Here is a 23,369-nt window from a genome sequence, read left to right on the forward strand (position 1 = left end):
GTGAGGATCGTCACGGTCTGGTGAGCGTGGCGACCACCGAGTCCACGTAGTCGCGCCGGTCGGCCCCTTGGGGAACGAGCTCGGGGCTGGTGGAGGCGAGGTGCACGTGCCCGAGGAAGGCCGTGTAGGCGAGAAAGCCTCGCCTGCTGGCCGGGTCGGGCGGAAAGCCGGCGGCAGCAAACAGCCCGGTGATGTAGTCGATCCGCCGCCGGGTGACCCGGGCGAACACGGGCGCCACCAGCGGGTGGCTCGCGTTGGCCTGAAGGGTGAGCATCGCCCGGTCGACGGGCTGTTCAGCGGGGTGCGACAGTGTCAGGTCCAGGAGCTTGCGGAGCCTGCTGTGCGGGTCGGGCTCGGCATCGATGAGCGAGATGACCTCTTCGGTGTTGACCCGCTCCCATCGCAGCAGCGCCGCCTCGAGCAGGGCGTCCCGATTGCTGAAGTGCCAGTAGAAGCTGCCCTTCGTGGTGCCCAGCCGAACGGCGATGGGCTCCACGGCCACGGCGGCGAGCCCGCCTTCGGATAGGGCGTCGAGTGCGGCCACCGTCCAGTCACCCGCGGTCAGCCGCTTTCGCTCTGCCACCTCCGTACGCTAGCGTACGGACAGACCATACGGTGGCGTATGGATCGGCCGTGTTTTCCGGGTCGGTCCGAGCTGCGCTCTCAGCCTGGGACAGCCGAGGAGAGCTTGTCGGGCACGAGGCAGTCCAGCCGCCCGGGCGTGAGGGGTCGCTCGGATGCTGCGATACCTCGTGCCCGACACTGACCGTGCGGCTGTCGCGTTCGTCCAATCCCGGCACGAGCACCGTGGGCATGATCGCGGCATGACGAGCACGAGCGGACGGTTCGACCTCACGCGCTGGGACGAGGAGGTCATCGACGACGCCGATGGCGCGAAGCTGGTGCGGGTGAGCAACTCGAAGACGTTCGAGGGCGGCATCGCCGGCACGAGCGACGCGGAGCTGCTGCAGGCGCTCGCGCAGGAGGGCTCGGCGGCGTACGTCGGCATCGAGCGGGTGCGCGGCGAGATCGACGGGCGCAAGGGCACCTTCGTGTTCCGTCACTCGGCGGCCGGGAGTACCGGCGGCGGAGACTTTCGCGTGGACGTGGTGCCCGACTCCGCCACCGGCGACCTCAGGGGCCTTCGCGGCGAGCTCTCGATCGTCAAGACTCCCGAAGGGGAGCACACCTACACGTTCGACTACGAGCTGCCCTGACGCGACTCAGGCGCGCAGCGGCGCGGGCTCGCCCAGCGCGTCGGCGATCAGCGCCGGGATCTCCCGCTTCCCCGAACCGTCCGTGGCGATCACGACGTAGACGGTGCGGCCCGTGCAGGTGACCTCGCTGCCGTCCCGGCGCACCTCGAAGTCCAGGGCGAAGCTGGTGCGCCCGATGCGCGCGGTGGCCACGACCACCTCGATCTCGTCCTGCCAGCGCACGCCGGAGCGCCAGTCGATCTCCGAGCGCACGAGCTGCACGTCGTAGCCGGCCTCCACCATCGCGCTGTAGGGGAGGCCCCGCGCCTTGAGGAACGCGGTCATCGCGTCGTCGAAGTACGCGAGGTACCACGAGTTGAAGACCACGCCCTGGGCGTCGACCTCCAGGTAGCGGACCGAGACGGGGTGGCTGAAGAGCTCGCCCACCTCAGCCCTTGTTCTCGTGGGTCCCGACGATCACGGCGCGGGCGAGCGTGTGGCTGAACAGGTTGAAGCCGAGGAACGCGGGAGTGGCGCCCTCCGGGACGCCCAGGCTGTCGACGTCCACGGCGTGCACGGCGACGTAGTAGTGGTGCGGGCCGTGTCCGGGCGGCGGGGCCGCGCCGATGAAGCGCTTGGCGCCTGCGTCGTTGGCCAGCTGGATGGCCCCGCCGGGCAAGCCGGAGCCGTTGTCGTCGCCTGCGCCGCTCGGGAGCGAGGTGACCGACGCGGGGATATCGAGCACCGCCCAGTGCCAGAAGCCGGAGGCGGTGGGGGCGTCGGGGTCGTACACCGTGACGGCGAAGGAGCGGGTGCCCTCCGGGAACCCACTCCACTCCAGCTGTGGCGAGACGTCCTGGCCACCGGCTCCCATGATCCCGCTGAGCTGGGCGTTGTCGAGCGCCTGGCCGTCGGTGACGTCGCTGCTCGTCACCGTGAACGACCCGACCTCGGGCAGTTCGTCGTACGGATTACGGCTCATCGTCCGTCCTTCCTCTCGTCGTCATGAGCGATGGCGTGGTGTGCGGCCCGATCATCGTCCATGGCCCGAGGGATCACCCGATGCGCTCGCGGATCGTCTTGTTGACCGCCCTTCCGAACGCGGTCATGACACCGCGCATGGTGAGGGGTTTGAGCTGTGAGAGAGCGGCAGCGAGCCGGCTGCGTTCCTCCGCCGGACGGCCGCGGTCGCGGTAGGGCTGCAGTATCTCGTCCTGGAACAGCTTCATCAGGTCCTCGGCCAGTGCCGTGGTGTGCTGCTCGATGAGCTGGTGGACGTGCTGCCAGTGCTCGGTGGGCAGCCCGGAGTCGAGCACGGCGACCCCGATGCCGAGCACGGTGGTGCCGTGCAGCCGCACCCGGCCGTCGTCGAGCGGGGTGACGGCGCCGAGCTCCACGAGTGTTGCGAGCTCGTCGTGGGACAAGGTGCGCCCGGTGCGGCGGTCCAGCTCGGCGCGGTCGATCTCCTCGATCTCCTCGGGCACCCAGGGAGCCAGCAGGGCGCGCTGCAGGGCGAGCTCGGCCGCGCCCGCCCGCGCCGGCAGGCGCTCCAGGTGGCCCTCGATGGCCGACAGCGTGAACCCCAGCGCGGACAGCTCGCTCACCAGCTCCAGCCGGGCCAGGTGGTCGGGCCCGTACAGCCCGGTGCGCCCGCGCAGCTGCGGCGGTGGGATCAGCCCGCGCCCGGCGTAGAACCGGATGTTGCGCACCGTGATTCCCGAGCGCTCGGCCAGCTGGTCGATGGTCATGAGATCGCCCTGATCGGGACCGAAGGTGGCCACCATGGCGTCACATTACGTCACGGCTTGACCTATGTGACAGTGCTACTGTAACAAAAGTGGAAATGAGCTCGGCCGTCGATGAGAGGTTCGCATGAGCGAGATCCCCGAGGCGTACATCTATGACGCCGTCCGCACGCCGCGCGGCCGCGGCAAGGCATCCGGTTCCCTGTACGAGGTCAAACCCATCTCACTGGTCGTCGGCCTGATCCACGAGCTCAGGAACCGGTTCCCGGATCTGGACCCGTCCACCATCGACGACGTCGTGCTCGGCGTCGTGTCGCCGATCGGCGACCAGGGCGGCGACATCGCCAAGGCCGCGGCGATCACGGCCGGGCTGCCGCACACCGTGGCCGGGGTGCAGCTCAACCGCTTCTGCGCCTCGGGCCTCGAGGCCGTCAACGTCGCGGCCCAGAAGGTGCGCTCCGGGATGGAGGAGATGGTCCTCGCCGGCGGCGTGGAGGCCATGTCGCGGGTGCCCATGGGCTCCGACGGCGGCGCCTGGGCGATGGACCCCGAGACCAGCTACGACACGGGCTTCGTGCCGCAGGGGATCGGCGCCGACCTCATCGCCACGCTCGAAGGCTTCTCCCGCGAGGACGTCGACACCTTCGCGGTCGAGTCGCAGACCCGCGCGGCCAAGGCGTGGGCCAACGGCTACTTCGCCCGCTCGGTGGTGCCGGTGAAGGACCGCAACGGCGTCACGGTGCTGGACCGCGACGAGCACATCCGCGCAGGCTCCACATTGGAGAGCCTCGCGGGCCTGCAGCCGTCGTTCGCGATGATCGGCGATGCCGGCGGGTTCGACGCCGTGGCGCTGCAGCGCTACCACTGGGTCGAGAAGATCGACCACGTCCACCACGCCGGCAACTCCTCGGGCATCGTCGACGGCGCCGCCCTGTGCCTCATCGGCACCGAGGCCGCCGGCAAGGCCGCAGGGCTCACCCCGCGTGCCCGCATCGTCTCCACCGCGCTGTCCGGAGCCGACCCCACGATCATGCTCACCGGTCCGGCGCCGGCCAGCCGCAAGGCGCTGGCGAAGGCCGGCCTGAGCGTCGAGGACATCGACCTGTTCGAGATCAACGAGGCGTTCGCGGCCGTGGCGCTGCGGTTCATGCGCGATCTCGACCTCCCGCACGACAAGGTCAACGTCAACGGTGGCGCGATCGCCATGGGCCACCCGCTGGGTGCCACCGGCGCGATGATCCTCGGCACGCTGGTCGACGAGCTCGAGCGCCGGGATCTCCGCTACGGCCTGGCCACGCTGTGTGTCGGCGGCGGCATGGGTATCGCCACTGTCGTCGAGCGCATCTCCTGAGCGGAGCTTGCGGAGCGAACATCATCGTTCCTGAGCGGAGCTTGCGGAGCGAACATCAGCGCAGAAGGGAACCTACAACCGTGACCGAGCCACAGGCCGTCCGCTGGGAGCGCGGCGAGGACGGGATTGTCGTCGTCACCCTCGACGACCCCGGCCGCAGCGCCAACACGATGAACGAGCGGTACGTCGCCGCGATGGGTGCGTGTGTCGACGCGCTCGTCGCCGACAAGGAGAACATCACCGGCGTGATCATCACGTCGGCGAAGAAGACGTTCTTCGCAGGCGGTGACCTCGACTCGATGAGCAAGGCCACAGAGGCCGACGCCGGGGCGGTCATGGAGAACTCCATGACCGTCAAGAAGCAGCTCCGCAGGCTGGAGACCCTCGGCCGTCCGGTGGTCGCCGCGATGAACGGCACCGCGCTCGGCGGCGGTCTGGAGATCGGGCTGGCCTGCCACCACCGCATCGGGCTCGACGCTCCCAAGGTGGTCTACGGACTGCCCGAGGTGACGCTCGGCCTGCTGCCCGGTGGCGGCGGGGTCGTGCGGATCACCCGGATGCTCGGCATCGCCGACGGCTTCATGAAGGTGCTGGCGCAGGGCCAGCGGCACAAGCCCGCTGCCGCGGTCGAGATCGGCATCGTCGACGAGCTCGCCGCCGGCCACGAGGAGATGCTCGACAAGGCGCGGGCCTGGATCGCCGCCAACCCCGACGCCGCACAGCCGTGGGACAAGCCGGGGTACAAGGTGCCCGGCGGCACCCCGGCCACGCCGAAGCTCGCCGCGATGCTCCCGGCGTTCCCCGCCAACCTGCGCAAGCAGCTCAAGGGCGCCCCGATGCCGGCCCCGCGCAACATCCTCGCCGCGGCGGTGGAGAGCACCCAGGTCGACATCGACACCGCCTTCCGCATCGAGGCGCGCTACTTCGTCGAGCTGGTCACCGGTCAGGTCTCGAAGAACATGACCAAGGCGTTCTTCTACGACCTGCAGGCCATCAACGGCGGGAAGTCCCGTCCCGAGGGCTACGACAAGTGGCAGCCGCGCAAGGTCGCGGTGCTCGGCGCCGGGATGATGGGCGCGGGCATCGCGTACTCCTGCGCGCTCTCGGGCTGGGAGGTCGTGCTCAAGGACGTCTCGCTGGAGGCGGCGGAGAAGGGCAAGACCTACTCCGAGGGCCTCGTCGCCAAGGGCGTCAAGCGCGGGAAGACCACCCTGGAGAAGGGTGAGGCGCTGCTGCAGCGCATCACCCCGACCGGTGACTACAACGACCTCGCGGGCTGCGACATCGTGATCGAGGCGGTGTTCGAGTCGGTGCAGCTCAAGCAGGAGGTCTTCCGCGAGGCCGCCAAGTACATCGAGCCCGACGCGCTGCTGTGCTCCAACACCTCGACGCTGCCGATCACCGAGCTCGCCGCTGGTGTCGACCGCCCGGGTGACTTCATCGGGCTGCACTTCTTCTCCCCGGTGGACAAGATGCCGCTCGTCGAGATCATCCGCGGCGAGCGCACGTCCGACGCCACCCTCGCCAAGGCGTTCGACGTGACGATCGGGCTGAAGAAGACCCCGATCGTCGTCAACGACAGCCGCGGCTTCTTCACCAGCCGCGTGATCGGCACCTTCCTCAACGAGGGCGTCGCGATGCTCGGCGAGGGCATCGACCCGCAGACGATCGAGCAGGCGTCGGCGCAGGCCGGCTACCCGGCCCCGGTGCTGCAGCTGATGGACGAGCTGACGCTCACGCTGCCGCAGAAGATCCGCAACGAGTCGCGCGCGGCGTTCGAGGCGGCGGGCGGCACGTGGAAGGGGCACCCGGCCGAGGCCGTGATCGACCGGCTGGTCGGGGATTTCGACCGCAAGGGCAAGAGCTCGGGTGCGGGCTTCTACGAGTACGCCGAGGGCAAGCGGGTGCGGCTGTGGCCGGGCCTGCGTACCGAGCTCGGGGCGACGAACCACGACGTCGACCTGCACGAGCTCGCCGAGCGGATGCTCTTCGTCGAGGCGATCGAGACGCAGAAGTGTCTCGACGAGGGCGTGCTCACCTCGGTGCCCGACGCCAACATCGGCTCGATCTTCGGCATCGGTTTCCCTGCCTGGACGGGCGGGGTCGCGCAGTACGTCGAGGGCTACCCGGGCGGCGTGGCCGGATTCGTCGCGCGGGCTGATGAGTTCGCACGCAAGTACGGCGAGCGCTTCCAGGTGCCGGAGAGCCTCCGCAAGCGGACGGCCGACGCCGCCTGACGCGTCGAACGAGCGGCACTCTCGCCCGAACCTAATGGGGCAGAGTGCCGCTCGTCGCATCCGATACGACGGCGGCGAGATCGCCGGTGCGCTCCCATACCTTGCGTTGCCTGCTTGCGCCTGTGCCGCGCTCCAGCAGGCCTTTCAGCAGCTCGTGAACCGTGTCGTGGTCGCCTGCTTCCTCCAGCGCCGGTCGCACGTGCTCGATCAGCCGTCCGACCACGTCTTCGGCAGGAGCGGGGCGCCAGGTTCCCGGATCGAGCAGGTCGCCCTCCATCCCGGAGCGACCGGCGCGCCACGCGGCGAGCCGGAGCACCTCGGTGCGCACCGGGTCGGGCTCCTCGCCCGCTCGCCAGGCTTGTATCGCGGTCTGGACGAGCGCGCGCGTGAGCGCCGCGACCAGCACGGCGTCGTCGGGTTCCCGGCACACGTCGGCCACGCGTATCTCGACCGTCGGGTGCTGCCGCGACAGGCGGGCGTCGAGGTAGAGCATCCCCTCGTCCAGCACCGTCCCGGTGGCGAGCACCGAGTCGACGAACCGCCGGTAGGCGGCGACGGAGCCGAACGGCCCGTACGGGCCCGCGGACGGCCACCGCCCCCAGACCTGGCTGCGGTAGCTGGCGTAGCCGGAGTCCTCGCCGAGCCAGAACGGGGAGTTCGCGCTCACCGCGATGAGCGGGGCCAGCCAGGGCCGGATCCGGTCCAGGACGGCGACGCCCTCCTCCGCGGACTCGATCGCCACATGGACGTGGCACCCGCAGGTGAGCTGCTCGTAGGCCGTACGTCCGAAGCGGCGGGCCATCTCCTCGTAGCGGCGCGACGGGGAGACGGTCGGTTCCACCGGGAGCGGGGATGTGGCCAGCGCGGCGAGAGCCACCCCGACGTCACCTGCCGCGCTCGCAGCGGTCGACCGTGCCGAGCGCAGCTCCGCCCCCAGCTGGTCGAGGGTGTGGCAGGGCTTCGTGCCGGTCTCCAGCTGCTCGCGGTGCAGCTCTCCGGTCAGCTCGTCCTCGTCGGAGTCGGTGACGGCGAGCGCCACGTTGCCGACCGCTCGCGGCCGACCGGTCTCCGCGTCGACCAGCAGGAACTCCTCCTCGACACCGACTGTCCGCACGTTCACGCGCAGAAGTATGGCGCTCTCGACGAGATCCGCTCGGTGTGGCACGGCCGGGTGGACGCACCTCGTACGGGCGGTTGAAGCGGGATCTATCGGGCATCATGGACATGTGGCCGACTGGGTGTTCGGGATCGTCGACCGTCTCGGAGCAGTCGGTGTGGGGCTCCTCATCCTGCTCGAGAACCTGATTCCACCGATCCCGTCCGAGGTCATCCTTCCCCTGGCGGGGTTCCGCGCGCGCACCGGAGCGCTGAGCGTCCTCACCGTGTGGCCTGCGGCGACCGCCGGTTCGGTGCTGGGGGCGCTGGTGCTCTACGGCCTCGGCGCCTGGCTCGGTTACGACCGTCTCCACCGCTTGGCCGACCGTCGCTGGTTCGTGCTCGCGAGCCAGAAGGACATCGAGCGGGGGCACCAGCTGTTCGAGCGACACGGGGGCAAGGTGGTGCTGCTCGCCCGGTGTGTCCCACTCGTGCGCAGCATCGTGTCGATCCCCGCGGGCGTCTCCGGTATGCCGCTGGGCAGGTTCGTGCTGCTCACGGCCATCGGCAGCGGGGTGTGGAACGCGGTGTTCATCGGGCTCGGGTGGGTGCTCGGCGAGAACTGGGACCACGTGGAGGGCTGGCTCGGGCCGGTCGGCTACGTGGTGCTCGGCCTCCTCGTCGTCGGGTTGGTGATCCTCGTGGTGCGTCGGATTCGCGCCCGCGCCCTCGTTTCCTGACCAGCATGTTCGGCCGTTCGGCGGCGCAGGTGCGTCCGAATGTCGGCCACTCTGCCCCCCGGCTTGCCCTGCCACCGCGCTCTGGGTCAAGCTTCCGCGCCGGTTGCCGTTTCGGGCCGGTAGTCGGCCGGATGATCGAGGTGGACGTGACGACGGAGCAGGAGTGGGCCGAGGACCGGAAGCGGTTCGCCGCCGGCGGTTCGGACGGCTCCGCGGCCCTCGCAGATGCGGGCCCGCTCGCGCGGGAGTTCGTGGATCTCGCCGCGAAGCTCGTGGGTGAGGCGTCGGTGCACGGTGTGCTGCAGCGAGTCGTGGAGGCCGCTCGATCCGCGGTGCAGGGTGCCGACCTCGTCAGCGTCACGCTGCGGGCGCCGGGCGGCTTCCACACGCCCGTCGAGACCGATCCGCTGGCCACCGAGCTCGACGAGGTGCAGTACCGCCTCGACGAGGGTCCGTGTGTGGAGGCCACCCGCATGGCCGGGCTCGGGATGACCTACTGCTCCGACCTCGGCAACTGCCCCGAGTTTCCCCGGTTCGGGCGCGCCGCCGTCGGCATGGGTGTGGGCAGCATCCTCGCGGTGGGCATGTTCCCCCACGGCGGCGACGCTCCGCGGATGGGCGCGCTGAACATCTACTCGCACGAGGTCGGTGGCCTCGACGAGCAGGACCGGGAGATCGCGCTCGTGCTGGCGGCGCACGCGTCCACGGCGCTCGCGGCCACCATGGCGTGCACGGCCGCCGACCTGGAGGCCGCGCAGCTGCGTGAGGCCCTGAACACGCGCGACATCATCGGCCAGGCCAAGGGCATCCTCATGGAGCGCCGCAAGATCTCCGCCGACGAGGCGTTCGACCTGCTGCGCTCGGCCTCGCAGTCGCTGAACATGAAGCTCACCAAGGTGGCACAGACGTTCGTGGAGCGGCGTGCGGACATCTGAACGCACATGATCCGTCTTGCCGGTGTCCGCAAGCGCTACCGCGGCAGGCTCGAGGTGCTCGCCGGCGTCGACCTCGAGTTGACGCCGGGGCGCCCCGTGGCAGTCGTCGGCGGCAACGGCACCGGCAAGTCCACGCTCCTGCGGATCGTCGCCGGGTGCGCCGCCCCGACGGCGGGAACGGTCTCGGGCCGGCCGAAGGTCGTCGGGTTCCTGCCCGGCGCGTTCCCGGCATCCCCGCGGATGCCCGTCCGGGCGTACCTACGCCACATGGCGGCGCTGCACGGTGTTCGCGCCGCGGACGCCGCACGTGGCGCCGGCGCATTGCTCGACGCCCTTCGCTTCACCGGTGACCTGGACGATCCGGTCGCACGGCTCTCGACGGGCAATGCGCAGAAGGTGGGCCTCACCCAAGCCCTGACCTGCCGTGCAGAGCTTCTGGTGCTCGACGAACCGTGGTCCAACCTGGACACGTCGGCGGCCGCCGCGCTCGACGCCCGGCTCGGCGCCGAGCTCGCCCGCGGGGCCGGAATGCTCCTCGCCGACCACACAGGACGTGCCGGCGCGCTGCCCGCGGCCACGGTGCTGCGTCTCGCCGACGGCGTGCTGAGCCCTGCCACGGGCGAGAGCGGCGCGCATGCGATCGGGCACACGGTGGTGGAGCTGCTCTGTCCCGACGGCACGGCCGACGTCCTGCGCCGCCTCCCGCCGGTGGACGACTTCCGCACCGGGCCGGGCCGGCTCGTCGTGCGGGTGCCCGCCCGCCATGGCGACGCCCTGCTCGCCGCAGCGCTCGCCGCCGGCTGCTCGGTGGTCGGTGTGCGGCGGGACGGACGCTCCTAGCCGTCACGGCCTGCGGCGGCTGCCGGTCCGGCCGCGCCGCTGATCTCCCATGTTGTCGATTGACAAGGCGTCCCGTTACCGTCATGGTTAGCTACATGAGTAATGAACCGACGGACCGACGAGGTCGGTGGTCGGCGTGAAGGACGACGGGCGGCCGCTGTTCGCGCAGATCGCCGAGCAGATCGAGAGCCTGATCGTCGACGGATCACTGGCCGAGGAAGCACAGGTGCCTTCGACCAACGATCTGGCGGCCTTCCACCGGATCAACCCGGCCACGGCAGCGAAGGGCGTCAACCAGCTGGTGGCGGACGGGCTGCTCTACAAGAGACGAGGAATCGGAATGTTCGTCGCGACCGGGGCCCGGACGCAGTTGCTGGAGCGCCGCCGCGAGGACTTCGCGCGCCAATACCTGGCCCCGCTGCTGGTGGAGGCCCGCAAGCTCGGCATCGACGCCGAGCAGATCAAGAAGATGATCGATGTCTGGGGGGACCAGGGATGAGCGAGCTTCCGAGCGAATCAGTGTCACAGCGCCCGCGCACGGTGACGTCTCCTGATGGGCCGGCCGAGCGCAGCGAGGGCGAGCGATGAGCGTCATCAGCATGAATGGCGTCACCAAGCGGTACGGCCAGGTCACCGCGCTGGACGGGGTGAGTGTCGAGCTGGCCGAGAATCAGATTCACGGCCTGCTCGGGCGCAACGGAGCCGGCAAGACCACGGTGATGCAGATCCTCACGGGCCAGGCTTTCGAGACCAGCGGCACGGTGGAGGTCTTCGGACAGCATCCCTACGAGAACGCCGCGGTGCTGAACCGTGTGTGTTTCATCAAGGAGAGCCAGAAGTATCCGGACACCTTCCGCGTCAAGCACGCCATTCGCGCCGCGGAGCTGCTCTTCCCGAACTGGGACGCCGCATTCGCCGCGGAGCTGATGGCCGACTTCGCCCTGCCGGGCAACCGTACGATCAAGAAGCTCTCGCGGGGGATGCTGTCGGCCGTCGGAGTGATCATCGGGCTGGCCTCGCGGGCTCCGCTGACGTTCTTCGACGAGCCCTACCTCGGCCTCGACGCCGTGGCGCGGCAGATGTTCTACGACCGGCTGCTCGCCGACTACGCCGAGCACCCTCGCACCGTCGTGCTGTCCACGCACCTGATCGACGAGGTCAGCGATCTGATCGAGCACGTCGTCCTGATCGACAAGGGACGGATTCTCATCGACGAGGACGCCGAGACGCTGCGTTCCCGCGCGGTCACCGTCACCGGGCCACGAGCATCCGTCGAGTCGTTCGTCGCCGGGCGCACCGTGCTCCACCGCGAGGAGGTGGCCGGCTTCCTGCGCGCCACGGTCTCCGGCATTCCCGACCGTCCGAGCGTGGGCGGCCTCGACTTCGAGCCGGTGTCGCTGCAGCAGCTCGTGGTCCGCACGACGCAGCAGAACGTTCCGCGCAACGGGCAGCCGGTGGGTGCCGGCACCGGAGAAGGGGGTGCCCGATGAAGCGGGTGTTCGACGTCGCACGCATCCAGACGGTCAACTGGTTCTGGATCTTCGCCTTTCCGCCGCTGCTGCTCTTCTTGGTGTTGGTGCTCAACGTGGGGCTCTTCGCGGCCATCGGGGACGTGACACCACCGGAAGGCCGCACCACGGGGGCAGTGCTGTCGATCTACATGGTCATGCTCATGGCGCACCTCCAGACGATGACGCAAGTCTTTCCTTTCGCCCTCGGCCTCAGCGTCACCCGGCGCGCCTTCTATGCAGGCACGGGACTCGTGGTCGGGGCACAGTCGGTGCTCTTCGGTCTGCTTCTGCTGGTCATGGGGCTCATCGAGACGGCGACCGGTGGGTGGGGGACCAACCTCAAGTTCTTCGCCATCCCGTTCCTGATTCAGGACAACCTGCTTGCGCAATGGCTCGTGTACACCGTTCCGTTCGTTGCGCTCTCCGCGATCGGCGTGTTCATCGGCGTGGTCTTCAAGCGATGGGGTCAGCCCGGCGTCTACGCGCTGACCGTCGGCACGGTGTTGGTGCTGGCCGGTGCCGCGATCGTCGTCACCTGGCAGCGCTGGTGGCCTGCGGTCGGCTCGTTCTTCACCGATCAGTCGATCTTTTCCCTGCTGGTGGTCTACCCGCTGGTGATCGCGCTCGTGCTCGGTGGCGGAGGCTGGCTCGCGATCCGGCGCGCCACGCCGTAGCCCGCGCCGATCCGGACGATTCCCACCCCGCACACCGCAGTTTCTGCAGATTTATGCCCCATCTATGGCCGGCCATCCGAACCTGTATTGGACGGATGGCCGGCCATCACGCATGGTGAAAGCAACTCGTGCCGTGGGGGAGCGACAATGCGAGAATTCACCTACAACGCACTTCCTGCACGAATCGTGTTCGGCTCCGGGGCGGCGCGCACCCGGCTCGCGCCCGAGATCGAGCGGTTGGGGGCCCGGCGGGTGCTGCTCGTGGCCTCGGATCGCGACACGGCCCGGGTGCGGGAGCTCGTCGCCCCTGTCGCCGAGCGGGTGGCCGCAGTGTTCACCGCGGTGCGCGAGCACGTGCCGCTGGCCACGGCCGAGGCCGCCCGCGCCGCCGCGGCCGAGGTCGATGCGGACGTCGTGCTGTGCATCGGTGGTGGGTCGACCACCGGGGCTGCAAAGGCTGTCGCGCTCACGGCTCGGATTCCGGTGGTTGCCGTGCCGACGACGTATTCGGGTTCGGAGGTCACGCCGGTGTGGGGTCTGACGGTGGATGGTCGCAAGACCACGGGCGTGGATCCGGTCGTGTTGCCTCGGGTGGTCGTGTACGACCCGGAGTTGACGGCGTCGCTGCCGCGGGAGTTGGCCGTCGCGAGTGGCTTCAATGCGCTGGCGCACGGGGTCGAGGCGTTCTGGGCGAGCGGGCGCAACCCGGTGAGCACGGCGGTCGCCGAGGACGGGATCGCTGCCATTGTGGCTGGTCTGCGGAAGGATGATCCTGTTTCGCTGCTGCGTGATGCGTGGTTGACGGCGAGCGCTTTTGCCGCTGCTGGTTCGGGGTTGCATCACAAGCTGTGTCACGTGCTGGGCGGCACGTATGACCTGCCGCATGCGCGCACTCACGCCGTGGTGTTGCCGCATGTTTTGGCGTTCAACGCGCCCGGGGCTCCCGATGCGGTGGCGCGGGTCGCGCGGGCGTTGGGTGTCGATGATCCGGTTCGTGGGTTGCGGGAGCTGGCTGACGAGATGGGCGTGCCCCGCGGGCTGCGTGAGCTGGGTTTGAATGAGGAGCAGATCGACGAGGTCGCGGCGTTCACCGAGCCCGTGGTACCGGAGGACAACCCCGTGCCTGCCGACGCCGGCGCGTTGCGGCGATTGGTGCGCGCCGCGTGGGGAGGCGAGTGGAACTGAGATCGGCAGCGACGGGGAACGGCAGCGACGGGGAACGGCACTGACAAGGGGAATGGCAGTGGAGAACAGGCTCGACATCGCGCTGGGGTCGCTCTCGTGACCGCGGATCTTCAGACGGACGTGCTGGTGATCGGCAGCGGCCCGGCGGGTGGCGGGGCGGCACTCGCCCTGGCCACGCTGGGCGTCGATCACACGGTGATCACCAAGTACCGCTGGACGGCCAACACGCCGCGGGCGCACATCACCAACCAGCGCACGATGGAGATCTTCCGCGATCTCGGCATCGAGGACGACGTGCTTGCCCAGAGCACCGCACACGAACTGCTCGGGGACACGGTGTTCTGCACCAGCCTCGCGGGCGACGAGATCGGACGGGTCCGCACCTGGTACACGAGCCCGGCACGCGAGTCCGACTACAGGCTGGCGAGCCCCTCACCCAACTGCGACATCCCGCAGACCTACCTCGAGCCGATCGTCATCGGTCACGCCGCATCGAGGGGAAGCCGGGTCCGATTCGATACCGAGTTCGTCGGTCTCGTGCAGGACGCCGACGGGGCCACCGTCACGGTGAGGGACCGGCTCAGCGGTCACGAGTACGACATCCGCGCGAAGTACGTGATCGGCGCCGACGGCGGACGCAGCGCCGTGGCCGCCGATGTCGGGCTCCCGTTCGAGGGCAGGATGGACCTCGCCGGCTCGATGAACATCGTGTTCCACGCCGACCTCTCGCAGTACGTGGCCCACCGGCCCAGCGTCCTGTACTGGGTGCTGCAGCCCGGCGCGGAGGTCGGTGGCATCGGCATGGGTGTCATCCGCATGGTCCGGCCGTGGAACGAGTGGCTGATCGTCTGGGGTTACGACATCACCCAGCCGCCGCCTGAGGTCGACGACGAGATGGCGATCAAGATCGTTCATGAGCTGGTGGGCGACGACTCGATCCCGGTGACGATCCGCTCGACGTCCCTGTGGGGCAACAACAAGATGTACGCCACCCGCTATCGGGCCGGGCGGGTGTTCTGCATGGGCGATGCGGTGCACCGGCATCCGCCGTCGAACGGGCTGGGCTCGAACACCTCGATCCACGACGCCTACAACCTGGCGTGGAAGCTCGCCTACGTGCTGCGCGGGAGCGCCGGTGAGGCGCTGCTCGACAGCTACGACGCCGAGCGGGTGCCGGTGGGAAAGCAGATCGTGCTGCGGGCGAACAAGAGCATCGAGGAGTTCGGCCCGATCTTCGACGCACTCGGGCTGATCGGCGAGAGCGACCCGGAGGTGATGCGCCGGCACATCGCGGCGCGCGGGGCCAACACTCCGGAGGCCGCGGTCCAGCGCACGAAGCTGCGCGCGGCGCTGGAGCTCAAGAACTACGAGTTCAACACCCACGGCGTGGAGATGGGGCAGCGGTACGCCTCGGCGGCCGTGGTGCAGGACGGCACCCCGGAGCCGGAGTACACGCGCGACCCCGAGCTCCATTACCACCCCACCACCTGGCCGGGGGCGCGTCTGCCCCACGTCTGGCTCGGGCGCGACGGGCGCCGCGTCTCCACTCTCGATCTCGCCGGCAAGGGCCGGTTCTGCCTGCTCACCGGCATCGCGGGCGAGGAGTGGGCCGGTGCGGCCGCGAAGGCGTCCGAGGAGCTCGGTGTGGAGATCGCCGCGCACGTGATCGGGCCCGGCCGGGAGTACATCGATCTGTACGACGACTGGGCGCGGGTGCGAGAGGTGGAGGAGGACGGGTGCGTGCTCGTCCGGCCCGATGCCTACGTCGCGTGGCGCTCGGCAGGCCTCGCGGAGGATCCGGCGGCGGAGCTGCACCAGGTGCTGTGCGCGGTGCTGGCCCGCGGCTGAGACAGAGGACGTCCTGGGCGGACGGCAGGACGCATCACTCGCACTTCTTGTCGACCGCCACCAGCTCACCCGCCGGCCGGAAGCCCTCGACGCGGTTGTTCTCGATGCGGTTGCCGCAGCCCGAGGTCTCCGGCTCGGTGATCACGTGCGTCTCGATGATGTTCTTCAGCGCCGGGGCGTTGCCCGTGGTGACGTTGCCGGTGACGGTGCTGTCGTAGCCCTTCACGTCGACCACCGAGTCGGCGAAGTTCTCGCCGCTGATCGCCGACCCGTCGAACCGGTTGCCGGTGATCAGCGTGCCGCCGGTCTCCTCCTTGACGTCCACGTTCTCGGCGGTGATCCGCTGGAAGGTGTTGCCCACGACGCGGTTGTTCATCGACAGGTCGGGCTGCCCGCCGCTGTACTTCTTCCAGTTGCTCTTCGCACTGCCGACGTAGACGCCCTCGCCGAACTGGGGCTGGTTCAGCCCGGTGTTGCGGATCGTCGAGCGCTGGATGGTGTTGTTGCTGGACCCGCCGCGGAAGTGCACCGCCTCGTCACCGGTGTCGCTCACGGTGAGCGAGTCCAGCAGGAGGCCGTTGCTGCCGTCGGTCATGATCCCCTTGCCGCCGCCGGACACGGCGAAGCCGACGAGCTGCCAGTGGCTCGCGCCGTCGAGGTGCACGGTGTAGCCCTTGCCGCTCCCGGTGATCACGGCACCCTTGGGGCCGGTGAGCGTGATGGGCGCGGACGCGGTGCCGGAGCGGCTGATGACGACCGGCTCGTAGGTGCCGGCGGCCATCCGGATCGTGTCGCCGGGCCGGGCTGCGGCCAGTGCCCGTTCGAGCTCGGACGTGTCCGTGACGCTCGTCGTGGCGCCCCGGCCCTTGACCACCGCCAGCAGGTCGGCGCCCACCGCTGCAAGCCGCTTCCCGGAGTCGTCGGCCGGCGTGGCGTCCTCGGCCTTCTCGTCGGGCGCCGCCTCCTGCTCCGCTGCCTCCGCCTTCGGAGATGACTCCTCCCCGTCGGAGTCACGCGAGGCCTCGCGCTTCGCCGAGTCGGACGTGGCGTCCTTGCGGGGATCAGCGGCAGGGGCGACGGCGTCGGAGCGCGCGGCGTCGGCGCTGTCGGCACCGAGTATGGGAACCGCCCACACGACCACCGCGACGACGAGCAGCATCCACCGTGGAACCTGCATCAGCATGACCTCCGCAGCCGGGGTTGGAGCAGGTCAGAGGCTAGGGGGCAGGGTTCGGGCCGCGTGGCGTTTTCGATCATTCCGCCGGTGATCAGTCGCCGGCGATCGCCGATCGGTCGTCCGAATGGTCCACGCGCTCGAGCAGACGGCCTAATGCGCCGTTGAACGCGTCGGGCCGCTCGAGATTGGGGAGGTGGGCCGCTCCCTCGATGACCAACAGCTCGGCGCCCGGCACGCGCTCCGCGATCGCGCGCGCGTCGGCAGGGGGTGTGAACTCGTCCTCGGCCCCGACGACCACCACGGTCGGTACGGCCACCGACCCGAGCCGCGGGAGATGGTCGGGTCGATCGGCCCGGGCGCGCTGTGCCGCCGCCGCGCCGACCGGGTCGGTGGCCCGCATCATGGCGAGCACGTGGTCGGCGACAGCGCCGGACGCGTGCGGGCTGACCATCCGGTAGAGCACCTCCACCGCGTACGGATCCATGCCCTCGTCGAGCAGCCTGCCGGCCATGCTCAGGCGCTGGTCGCGGTCCGCCTCGCCGGCAGCCGTGGTGTCGGCCAGCAGGAGCCCGGCGACCCGGCCGGGGTGCCTGCGCTGCAGTTCCAGCACGATTTGGCCGCCCATCGAGAGGCCCGCCAGGACGGCACGCGGCACGCGCAGCCCGTCGAGGAGGCCGACGAGGTCGTCGGCGAAGTCCGCCCAACCATGCACGGCTCCTGGGCTCGCCCCGTAGCCCCGCAGGTCGGGGACGATCACGCGGCGCTCGGCCGCGAACCGCTCCAGCTGCGGGCGCCACATCGTCCGGTCGAAGGGGTGCCCGTGTACGAGCAGCAGCGGAGTGCCGCGCTCGGGACCTGCGTCGTCGTAGGCGAGGGTCACGCGGTCCAGGCCGATGGTGCGCATCGTCGCTCCTCTCGTTGACGCTCGCAGTCTGCCCGGTGCAATATCGGCGTTCAATACTGTCAATAGCCTCGGAGCAATGTTGGTGGACAGATACCTCACGCTCGCCGACTCCGTCGCCGCCGACATCCGGGCGGGCCGGCTGCGACCCGGCGACCGGCTGCCCACCCAGCGGCGGTTCGCCCGCGACCGAGGCATCGCGGTGTCCACAGCCGCCCGTGTGTACACCGAGTTGGTGCACCGCGGCTTGGTGACGGGCGAGGTCGGCCGCGGCACCTTCGTGCGCGCAGCCCCTCCCGCGCCCGGTCTCGCACTGGCCGAGCCCGCCGCCGCAGGGCGGGTCGACCTGGAGATGAACATCCCCGTGCTCCCGCAGCAGGGGGAGATGCTTGCACCGATCATCGAGGGATTGCTCCGACCCGGCGTGCTCGGCGCCTCCCTCACGGCTACCACGGTGACCGGCACGCCCGCGGCCCGCGGGGCGGCAGCCGCTCTCCTGGCGCGGACGGGTTGGACCCCGGAGCCGGACGGCGTGCTGTTCGCAGGCAACGGCAGGCAGGCGATCGCCGCGGCCGTCTCCGCGCTGGTGCCACTGGGCGGGCGGCTGGGCGTCGAGGCGCTGACGTACCCGGTGGTGCGGGGCATCGCGGCTCGGCTCGGGATACAGCTCGTCCCGATCCCGACGGACGACGGCGGCCTGCTGCCCGACGCCGTGCGTGCCGCCGGGCGGCTCGACGCCGTCTACCTCCAGCCCACGCTGCACAACCCGCTCGGCACGACGATGACGCCCGCTCGCCGCGCTGCGCTCGCAGAGGTGCTCGCCGAGCGCGATCTGATGGCCGTGGAGGACACGATCTACGCGTTCCTGCGGGACGCCCCGGCCCCGCTGGCGGCGTTCGCGCCGGAGCGGACCGTTCTCGTCGACAGCCTGTCCAAGCGCGTCGCACCCGGTCTCACCCTCGGGTTCGTGGTGCCGCCCGCTGCCGTGCACGAGCGGATCGCCGTCGCACTGCGGTCCGGCGGATGGACGCCCCAGGCGTTCGCACTGGAAGCTGCCACCCGCTTCATGGCCGACGGGGTGGTGGCTGCGATCGAGACGGCCAAGCGCGCCGATGCCGCCGCCCGGCAGGCGCTGGTCGCCGAGCGGCTCGCGGGGTTCGTGCTGCGCACGGACCCCTCCTCCTACCACTGCTGGTGGGAGCTCCCCGCGCCGTGGCGGGCGGAGACGTTCGTGGCCGCGGCGGCCCGGCGTGGCATCGCGGTGACCCCGGCGGCGGCCTTCGCGGTGGGCGCTGCCCATGCGCCGAGCGCCGTGCGCCTCGCACTCGCGGCCCCACCCGTGCCGGTGCTGGCCGCCGCGCTCGACGCGCTCGCGCTGCTGGGCAGAGGAAACCCTGCCGACGACGAGGTGGAGTGACGCGAGCGGTTACGGTGAGCACATGCCCGTAGTCCGCCCCTACCGGCCGGCGGACCGCAGCGCGCTGGTCGACATCTGCGTCCGCACCGGGGATGCCGGCGAGGACGCCCGCGCGCTGTACCCCGATCCCGAGCTGCTGGCGAACATCTTCGCCCTGCCCTACGTCGAGTACGAGCCGCAGTTCGCGTTCGTCGTCGACGACGGCGGGCAGGCCGTCGGTTACGTGCTCGGGACGTCGGACACACCGGCGTACGTCACGTGGCTCCGGCGGGAGTGGCTGCCCGCGCTGAGCCGGCGCTACCCGCCGCCGACCGGCCGTCCGGCGACGCGCGCCGAGGGGATGATCGCTCTCCTGCACCAGCCCGAGCGAATTCTCGTGCCCGAGGTGGCGGCGTACCCGGCCCACCTCCACATCGACCTGTTGCCCGCGTACCAGGGCGCAGGCAACGGGCGGGCACTGATGACCGCCTTCCTCGCAGCACTGGCCCGGGCCGGGATCACAGCCGTGCACCTGGGCATGGCCAGCACCAACACCCGGGCGGGAGCGTTCTACGGCCGGATGGGTTTCCACGAGATCCCGGTGCCGGCCCAGCGCGACTCGACCTACTTCGGCCGCTCCACCGATCCGCTCTAGCCCGGCCGCTACCGCGCCACGCGCCAGGTCTCGCGGATGGCCAGCACGGCGACGAGGCTGATCAGGGCAGTGCCCACCATGTAGGCCGACACCGACAGCGACGTGCCGGTGGAGGTCTGGAGCGCGACGGCGACCAGCGGTGCGAAGCCACCGCCGAGCACCGCACCCACGGCGTAGGAGAACGAGGCTCCGCTGTAGCGGTACCGGGGCTCGAACATCTCGGCGAACAGGGCCGACTGCGGTCCGTAGGACGCGCCGAGCCCGATCGTCAGCACGATCACGGCGATGATCATCAGGGCGGTCGAACGGGTGTCGACCAGCAGGAAGAACGGCACCGGCCACACCACCAGCAGCACCGATCCCACGAGGTAGACCGGCTTGCGGCCCACCCGGTCGGACCAGATCGCCGACACCACGATGCTCACCAGCCACGAGATGCTGCCGACGATCACCACCACCAGCATCGTCGTGCGGCTCACGCGGAGCACCGACGTGCCGTAGGAGAGCAGGTAGGCCAGGAAGACATAGCCGATGGCCGTGTTGGCGATGAAGCTGACCGACGCGATCACCAGTTCCCGCGGCCGCTCGCGCAGGACATCGATCATGGGCAGCCGGGCGCGCACCTGCTCGGCCTTGAGCGCCCGGAACACCGGGCTCTCCTCGATGCGCAGGCGGATGAAGAGGCCGACGCCGACGAGCACGATGCTGAACAGGAACGGCAACCGCCAGCCCCAGCTCGCGAACTGCTCGTCGTTCATGGTCGCGTCGATGACGACGAACACCAGCTGGGCGAGGATCAGCCCGGCTGGTACTCCGACCTGTGAATAGGACCCGTACTTGCCGCGGTGCCCCTCCGGAGCGTGCTCGACCGCCATGAGTGCGGCGCCGCCCCATTCACCTCCAGCGCTGAGGCCCTGCAGCAGACGCAGGAACACGAGCAGGATCGGCGCGGCCACGCCGATCTGGTCGAAGGTCGGGAGCAGCCCGACCCCGACCGTGGCCACACCCATGAGCACCAGCGACGCGACGAGCATCGCCTTGCGGCCGATCCGGTCGCCGAAGTGGCCCCACAGGATCCCGCCGACCGGACGGGCGAGGAAGCCGACGCCCAGCGTGGCGAACGAGGCCAGCGTGGCCGAGGCGGGCGACAGCGTCGAGAAGAACTGCGAGCCGAAGACCAGCGCTGCGGCCGTGGAGTAGATGAAGTAGTCGTACCACTCGATCGTCGTGCCGACCGCGCTGGCGAGTGCCACCCGCCGCAGCTGCTCCGGCTCGGACTGCACCTCGGCAGCAGCTACGGCCGGCGTTCTCTCCGCGTCCACCCGCTGTCCCCCGTTCGTGTGGGCACTGTTGGCGCACACAGTGCGAGGGGTGGACCTCGGGTGTCAACAGAGAGGTCAGCCCTCGGGACGGTCGAGCACGGCGGCCAGGACGGAGTGCAGGACCTCGGCGTCGGCCGGGTCGTGCAGCTCGGCCTTGCCGCCGCGCACCGTGTACCACTCGTCGGCCTCTTCGTACCGGACGCTGACCTGGACCTCGCCGTCGTCGGCGCAGGTGGTGCGTAGCTCCAGGGCTCCGGTGATCACGCCGACGTCGTCGGTCCAGACACCGCCTGGTGGTGCGGTGATGAGGGAACTGTGCTCAGTGGACATCGTCAGCACCTGTTCAGCATGTCGAGGAGCGCGGAGCGTTCGGCGGAGGTTACCGAAAGATCCCATTTCGACTTGGTCTCGATCCAGAGTTCTGCGTAGGTGCACCAGTACTCGGTGAGCTCGGGCTTCCACAGGTTCGGCGGCTGGTCACCCTTGGCCTGGTTGACGTTGTCGGTGACGGTGAGCAGTCCGGGGCCGTCCAGGTCGTTGGCGTATGCCTTGCGTCGTTCGTCGTCCCAATCCGCAGCGCCGGAGCGCCACGCCTCGGCGAGCGGCACGATGTGGTCGATGTCGACATCTGCCGGGTCCGTCCAGGTCGTGTCGTCGTACGGCGAGTGCCAGGTGCCCTTGACGATCTTGCACCCAGAGTCGACGACGACGTCGGTGCCGTCGCGCTCCAACACGAGGTCGCGGGTGTCGCAGCCCTTGCCCTGGCTCGACCAATGCGGGAACCGATCGCGGGAGTAGCCGCGCATCGACGCGGGCGCACGCTCGACCAGCGCCGAGAGTTCGGCATGCGCCTGGTCCGTGGAGACGGGCCGGGCGTCGGGGAGAACGGGTGTGATCGTGCAGCCGCTGAGGCCGACGACGAGCAGCAGGGCCGCGAGGCCGGCCGCCGAGATCCGCACGAGGTGTCCGAGCACGCCCCACTAGCTCCTATCCCGGTTGCCGGCACGGGGCGAACCCACGGCCACGACGGGGCGATCATGCCATCCGCCGGGTACAGGTGGATCACGGCCCGATTGCTACATGAACGGCACTCTCGGGCGGACCTTTGGAGCGAAAGCGCCGTCGATACCGGGCGAAATGACTGGATTAGGCAGCGGGGCCAGCGGCTATTCCGCTTACGCGAATCAACGCGAGCGGCTCCGAGTTCATGGCGGTGGCGATGAGGGTGCTCCGGGTGTTCGGGGGAGTCCTGCTCTGGCTCGTCGCGACGGTCCTTCTCGTCGTCGCGCTCGTCCTGTGCCTCTCGGTCCTTCTCCTGCCGGTCGGCCTGCTGCTGGGGTTCGCCGCGGTGCGCCTCTACGGCGTGGGGTTCCGGCTGCTGCTCCCACGATCGCGCGACATCCGCAAGGGCCTGCGCAAGGAAGGGCGCAGGTGGCGACGGAAGATGCCGCTGCCACAGAAGCGTTCCGGGTGGCTGGCGAGGACGGCGCGCCGAGTGAGGCGGTGAGCACCGCCGCGCATCTCATTGCCGGCGGGTGCGGGCGAAGGCGGGGCCCAGGACGTCGGGTTCCGGAGTGTCCAGTGCCAGCCGCAGGAAACGCTGTGCCGGAGGGCTGGGGGCGTCGGCGCGCCGGCGCAACAGACCCGTCTCCACCACCGGGACGGGCCGGGTCAGCGGCCGCGTCACCGCGTCCGGGCCGCACACGCGCTCCACGGATGCCGGCAGCACCGAGACGCCGAGACCCGCGCCGACGAGCGCCACCGCGGACTGGACGAGGTCGACCTCGTTCAGTGCGGGCTCGAAACCCGAGAGCCGGCACGCTCCCAGCAGGTGTGGCGCGAGCCCTCCCCACACGGTCCGCCCCGGGCAGAAGAACGGCTCGCCGGCGAGGTCACTCAGGTCGACGCGGTCGCCGAGAGCATCTGCGCGGGCCCGCGGAACCACGGCGACCAGTGGTTCCCGGCGCGCGACCGCGACGTCGAGGTCGGGCCCGACGCCGCTCGCGGCTCCACCGGGTGGAAGGTGCACCAGGCCGAGATCCGCGCGGCGGGAACGTACGTGCTCGGCGACGGCATCGGTGTGGCCCTCCAGGAAACGCAACTGCACGTCAGGTCGGGCGGCATGGAATCGGCTCAGCAGCGGCGGCAGCACGGACCATGCCGTTGCCGGCACGAACGCGAGCGCCAGCCGTCCACTTCGGCCTTGCCCGGTGCGCCGCACCGACTCCGCCGCAGCATCCACATCGGACAGCACACGCCGGGCGTGGTCGACGAGGTGCCGGCCGGCCTCGGTGAGATCGACGCCCCGCCGGTGGCGCACGAAGAGCGCAACACCCAGCTCGTGCTCCAGCCGTGCGAGCTGGGCCGACAGCGGCGGCTGGGTGAGGTGCAGCCGCGTGGCGGCCCGCGTGACGGAGCGCTCCTCGGCGACCGCGAGGAAGTACCGGAGCTGTCGCAGGTCCATGGTTCATCGTATGGCCGGCCTTCATAACCGGTATTGGACGAATAGCAGATCTGGCCTCACTGTGACGTGTGAAACGAGGCGGGGCTGGGAGGCACAC

25 protein-coding genes are annotated in these 23,369 nt (G+C 70.2%); 14 read left to right on the forward strand and 11 right to left on the reverse strand.

Translation table 11 applies throughout. The features are described 5' to 3' along the window. Positions 1-10: 10 nt before the first annotated feature. On the reverse strand, positions 11-583 hold the full coding sequence (locus tag MMF94_RS19830) for a TetR/AcrR family transcriptional regulator (protein ID WP_241038568.1): 573 nt from the start codon (positions 581-583) through the stop codon (positions 11-13). A 241-nt stretch (positions 584-824) separates the two neighbouring features. Here MMF94_RS19830 and MMF94_RS19835 point away from each other — a divergent pair, with 241 nt between their 5' ends. Next, positions 825-1,217 (forward strand): DUF3224 domain-containing protein, encoded by a 393-nt coding sequence (locus MMF94_RS19835; RefSeq protein ID WP_241038569.1) that lies wholly within the window; start codon positions 825-827, stop codon positions 1,215-1,217. A 6-nt stretch (positions 1,218-1,223) separates the two neighbouring features. Here MMF94_RS19835 and MMF94_RS19840 read toward each other — a convergent pair whose 3' ends face one another. The 3 genes from MMF94_RS19840 to MMF94_RS19850 form a co-directional block, all read right to left on the reverse strand. Further along, a complete protein-coding gene (locus MMF94_RS19840; RefSeq protein WP_241038571.1) occupies positions 1,224-1,643 on the reverse strand; it encodes an acyl-CoA thioesterase in 420 nt (139 codons plus the stop codon). Position 1,644: 1 nt separating this feature from the next. Continuing rightward, positions 1,645-2,178 (reverse strand): YbhB/YbcL family Raf kinase inhibitor-like protein, encoded by a 534-nt coding sequence (locus MMF94_RS19845; protein ID WP_241038572.1) that lies wholly within the window; start codon positions 2,176-2,178, stop codon positions 1,645-1,647. 73 nt (positions 2,179-2,251) lie between these two features. After that, a complete protein-coding gene (locus tag MMF94_RS19850; protein ID WP_241038574.1) occupies positions 2,252-2,980 on the reverse strand; it encodes a MerR family transcriptional regulator in 729 nt (242 codons plus the stop codon). Positions 2,981-3,068: 88 nt separating this feature from the next. Between MMF94_RS19850 and MMF94_RS19855 the strand changes: the two genes are divergently transcribed. Both MMF94_RS19855 and MMF94_RS19860 read left to right on the forward strand, forming a co-directional pair. Then, positions 3,069-4,292, forward strand: a complete 1,224-nt coding sequence (locus tag MMF94_RS19855) for an acetyl-CoA C-acetyltransferase (protein WP_241038575.1) — start codon at positions 3,069-3,071, stop codon at positions 4,290-4,292. 80 nt (positions 4,293-4,372) lie between these two features. Next, the gene (locus MMF94_RS19860) at positions 4,373-6,529 is read left to right on the forward strand and encodes a 3-hydroxyacyl-CoA dehydrogenase NAD-binding domain-containing protein (protein ID WP_241038577.1); all 2,157 of its coding nucleotides are present in this window, start codon (positions 4,373-4,375) and stop codon (positions 6,527-6,529) included. Between the two features lie 31 nt (positions 6,530-6,560). Here MMF94_RS19860 and MMF94_RS19865 read toward each other — a convergent pair whose 3' ends face one another. Next, positions 6,561-7,649: a glutamate--cysteine ligase 2 gene (locus MMF94_RS19865; protein WP_241038579.1), complete on the reverse strand. Its 1,089-nt coding sequence runs from the start codon at positions 7,647-7,649 to the stop codon at positions 6,561-6,563. 106 nt (positions 7,650-7,755) lie between these two features. Between MMF94_RS19865 and MMF94_RS19870 the strand changes: the two genes are divergently transcribed. The 8 genes from MMF94_RS19870 (at position 7,756) to MMF94_RS19905 (ending at position 15,357) form a co-directional block, all read left to right on the forward strand. After that, positions 7,756-8,364 (forward strand): DedA family protein, encoded by a 609-nt coding sequence (locus MMF94_RS19870; RefSeq protein ID WP_241038581.1) that lies wholly within the window; start codon positions 7,756-7,758, stop codon positions 8,362-8,364. A gap of 146 nt (positions 8,365-8,510) precedes the next feature. Next, positions 8,511-9,299 (forward strand): GAF and ANTAR domain-containing protein, encoded by a 789-nt coding sequence (locus MMF94_RS19875; protein ID WP_241038583.1) that lies wholly within the window; start codon positions 8,511-8,513, stop codon positions 9,297-9,299. A gap of 6 nt (positions 9,300-9,305) precedes the next feature. Beyond that, complete coding sequence (locus MMF94_RS19880) at positions 9,306-10,139, forward strand: ABC transporter ATP-binding protein (RefSeq protein ID WP_241038585.1); 834 nt, start codon at positions 9,306-9,308, stop codon at positions 10,137-10,139. Positions 10,140-10,266: 127 nt separating this feature from the next. Then, positions 10,267-10,638, forward strand: coding sequence for a GntR family transcriptional regulator (locus MMF94_RS19885; RefSeq protein WP_241038586.1), 372 nt, complete (start codon positions 10,267-10,269; stop codon positions 10,636-10,638). 85 nt (positions 10,639-10,723) lie between these two features. Next, positions 10,724-11,629, forward strand: coding sequence for an ABC transporter ATP-binding protein (locus MMF94_RS19890; RefSeq protein WP_241038587.1), 906 nt, complete (start codon positions 10,724-10,726; stop codon positions 11,627-11,629). After that, positions 11,626-12,324, forward strand: coding sequence for a hypothetical protein (locus MMF94_RS19895; protein ID WP_241038588.1), 699 nt, complete (start codon positions 11,626-11,628; stop codon positions 12,322-12,324). Before MMF94_RS19890 ends, MMF94_RS19895 begins: the two co-directional genes overlap by 4 nt. Before the next feature lie 147 nt (positions 12,325-12,471). Beyond that, positions 12,472-13,509, forward strand: coding sequence for a maleylacetate reductase (locus tag MMF94_RS19900; protein ID WP_241038590.1), 1,038 nt, complete (start codon positions 12,472-12,474; stop codon positions 13,507-13,509). A 96-nt stretch (positions 13,510-13,605) separates the two neighbouring features. Beyond that, a complete protein-coding gene (locus MMF94_RS19905) occupies positions 13,606-15,357 on the forward strand; it encodes an FAD-dependent oxidoreductase (RefSeq protein WP_241038591.1) in 1,752 nt (583 codons plus the stop codon). 34 nt (positions 15,358-15,391) lie between these two features. Here MMF94_RS19905 and MMF94_RS19910 read toward each other — a convergent pair whose 3' ends face one another. Together MMF94_RS19910 and MMF94_RS19915 are read right to left on the reverse strand one after the other, a co-directional pair. Continuing rightward, entirely contained in the window at positions 15,392-16,534 is a 1,143-nt protein-coding gene (locus MMF94_RS19910) for a right-handed parallel beta-helix repeat-containing protein (RefSeq protein WP_241038592.1), read from the reverse strand. 91 nt (positions 16,535-16,625) lie between these two features. Further along, the gene (locus MMF94_RS19915) at positions 16,626-17,438 is read right to left on the reverse strand and encodes an alpha/beta fold hydrolase (RefSeq protein ID WP_241038593.1); all 813 of its coding nucleotides are present in this window, start codon (positions 17,436-17,438) and stop codon (positions 16,626-16,628) included. Positions 17,439-17,520: 82 nt separating this feature from the next. Here MMF94_RS19915 and MMF94_RS19920 point away from each other — a divergent pair, with 82 nt between their 5' ends. Further along, entirely contained in the window at positions 17,521-18,852 is a 1,332-nt protein-coding gene (locus MMF94_RS19920; protein WP_241038666.1) for an aminotransferase-like domain-containing protein, read from the forward strand. A 22-nt stretch (positions 18,853-18,874) separates the two neighbouring features. After that, positions 18,875-19,486 carry a GNAT family N-acetyltransferase gene (locus MMF94_RS19925; RefSeq protein WP_241038594.1) on the forward strand — a complete coding sequence of 204 codons (612 nt, stop codon included), beginning with the start codon at positions 18,875-18,877 and terminating at the stop codon, positions 19,484-19,486. Between the two features lie 8 nt (positions 19,487-19,494). Here the strand turns inward: MMF94_RS19925 and MMF94_RS19930 are convergent, their stop codons facing one another. The 3 genes from MMF94_RS19930 to MMF94_RS19940 form a co-directional block, all read right to left on the reverse strand. Next, a complete protein-coding gene (locus MMF94_RS19930) occupies positions 19,495-20,808 on the reverse strand; it encodes an MFS transporter (protein WP_241038595.1) in 1,314 nt (437 codons plus the stop codon). Positions 20,809-20,883: 75 nt separating this feature from the next. Next, on the reverse strand, positions 20,884-21,138 hold the full coding sequence (locus MMF94_RS19935) for a hypothetical protein (RefSeq protein WP_241038596.1): 255 nt from the start codon (positions 21,136-21,138) through the stop codon (positions 20,884-20,886). A gap of 2 nt (positions 21,139-21,140) precedes the next feature. Then, positions 21,141-21,782: an HNH endonuclease family protein gene (locus MMF94_RS19940; RefSeq protein ID WP_241038598.1), complete on the reverse strand. Its 642-nt coding sequence runs from the start codon at positions 21,780-21,782 to the stop codon at positions 21,141-21,143. 245 nt (positions 21,783-22,027) lie between these two features. Here MMF94_RS19940 and MMF94_RS19945 point away from each other — a divergent pair, with 245 nt between their 5' ends. After that, entirely contained in the window at positions 22,028-22,315 is a 288-nt protein-coding gene (locus MMF94_RS19945; protein ID WP_241038600.1) for a hypothetical protein, read from the forward strand. Between the two features lie 15 nt (positions 22,316-22,330). On the opposite strand, the gene MMF94_RS19950 is transcribed toward MMF94_RS19945, so the two are convergent. Next, the gene (locus MMF94_RS19950) at positions 22,331-23,272 is read right to left on the reverse strand and encodes a LysR family transcriptional regulator (protein WP_241038602.1); all 942 of its coding nucleotides are present in this window, start codon (positions 23,270-23,272) and stop codon (positions 22,331-22,333) included. Positions 23,273-23,369: the final 97 nt, after the last annotated feature.

Origin of the sequence: Pseudonocardia alaniniphila (assembly GCF_022524485.1) — a bacterium.
GTDB lineage: Bacteria > Actinomycetota > Actinomycetes > Mycobacteriales > Pseudonocardiaceae > Pseudonocardia > Pseudonocardia alaniniphila.

What these genes read in the sequence shown, in the direction of transcription:
- MMF94_RS19935 (WP_241038596.1), bottom strand. Translation starts at nt 21,138, where the DNA reads ATGTCCACTGAGCACAGTTCCCTCATCACCGCACCACCAGGCGGTGTC.
- MMF94_RS19835 (WP_241038569.1), top strand. Translation starts at nt 825, where the DNA reads ATGACGAGCACGAGCGGACGGTTCGACCTCACGCGCTGGGACGAGGAG.
- MMF94_RS19925 (WP_241038594.1), top strand. Translation starts at nt 18,875, where the DNA reads ATGCCCGTAGTCCGCCCCTACCGGCCGGCGGACCGCAGCGCGCTGGTC.
- MMF94_RS19845 (WP_241038572.1), bottom strand. Translation starts at nt 2,178, where the DNA reads ATGAGCCGTAATCCGTACGACGAACTGCCCGAGGTCGGGTCGTTCACG.
- MMF94_RS19915 (WP_241038593.1), bottom strand. Translation starts at nt 17,438, where the DNA reads ATGCGCACCATCGGCCTGGACCGCGTGACCCTCGCCTACGACGACGCA.
- MMF94_RS19890 (WP_241038587.1), top strand. Translation starts at nt 10,724, where the DNA reads ATGAGCGTCATCAGCATGAATGGCGTCACCAAGCGGTACGGCCAGGTC.
- MMF94_RS19850 (WP_241038574.1), bottom strand. Translation starts at nt 2,980, where the DNA reads ATGGTGGCCACCTTCGGTCCCGATCAGGGCGATCTCATGACCATCGAC.
- MMF94_RS19895 (WP_241038588.1), top strand. Translation starts at nt 11,626, where the DNA reads ATGAAGCGGGTGTTCGACGTCGCACGCATCCAGACGGTCAACTGGTTC.
- MMF94_RS19910 (WP_241038592.1), bottom strand. Translation starts at nt 16,534, where the DNA reads ATGCAGGTTCCACGGTGGATGCTGCTCGTCGTCGCGGTGGTCGTGTGG.
- MMF94_RS19945 (WP_241038600.1), top strand. Translation starts at nt 22,028, where the DNA reads ATGAGGGTGCTCCGGGTGTTCGGGGGAGTCCTGCTCTGGCTCGTCGCG.
- MMF94_RS19855 (WP_241038575.1), top strand. Translation starts at nt 3,069, where the DNA reads ATGAGCGAGATCCCCGAGGCGTACATCTATGACGCCGTCCGCACGCCG.
- MMF94_RS19950 (WP_241038602.1), bottom strand. Translation starts at nt 23,272, where the DNA reads ATGGACCTGCGACAGCTCCGGTACTTCCTCGCGGTCGCCGAGGAGCGC.
- MMF94_RS19900 (WP_241038590.1), top strand. Translation starts at nt 12,472, where the DNA reads ATGCGAGAATTCACCTACAACGCACTTCCTGCACGAATCGTGTTCGGC.
- MMF94_RS19880 (WP_241038585.1), top strand. Translation starts at nt 9,306, where the DNA reads ATGATCCGTCTTGCCGGTGTCCGCAAGCGCTACCGCGGCAGGCTCGAG.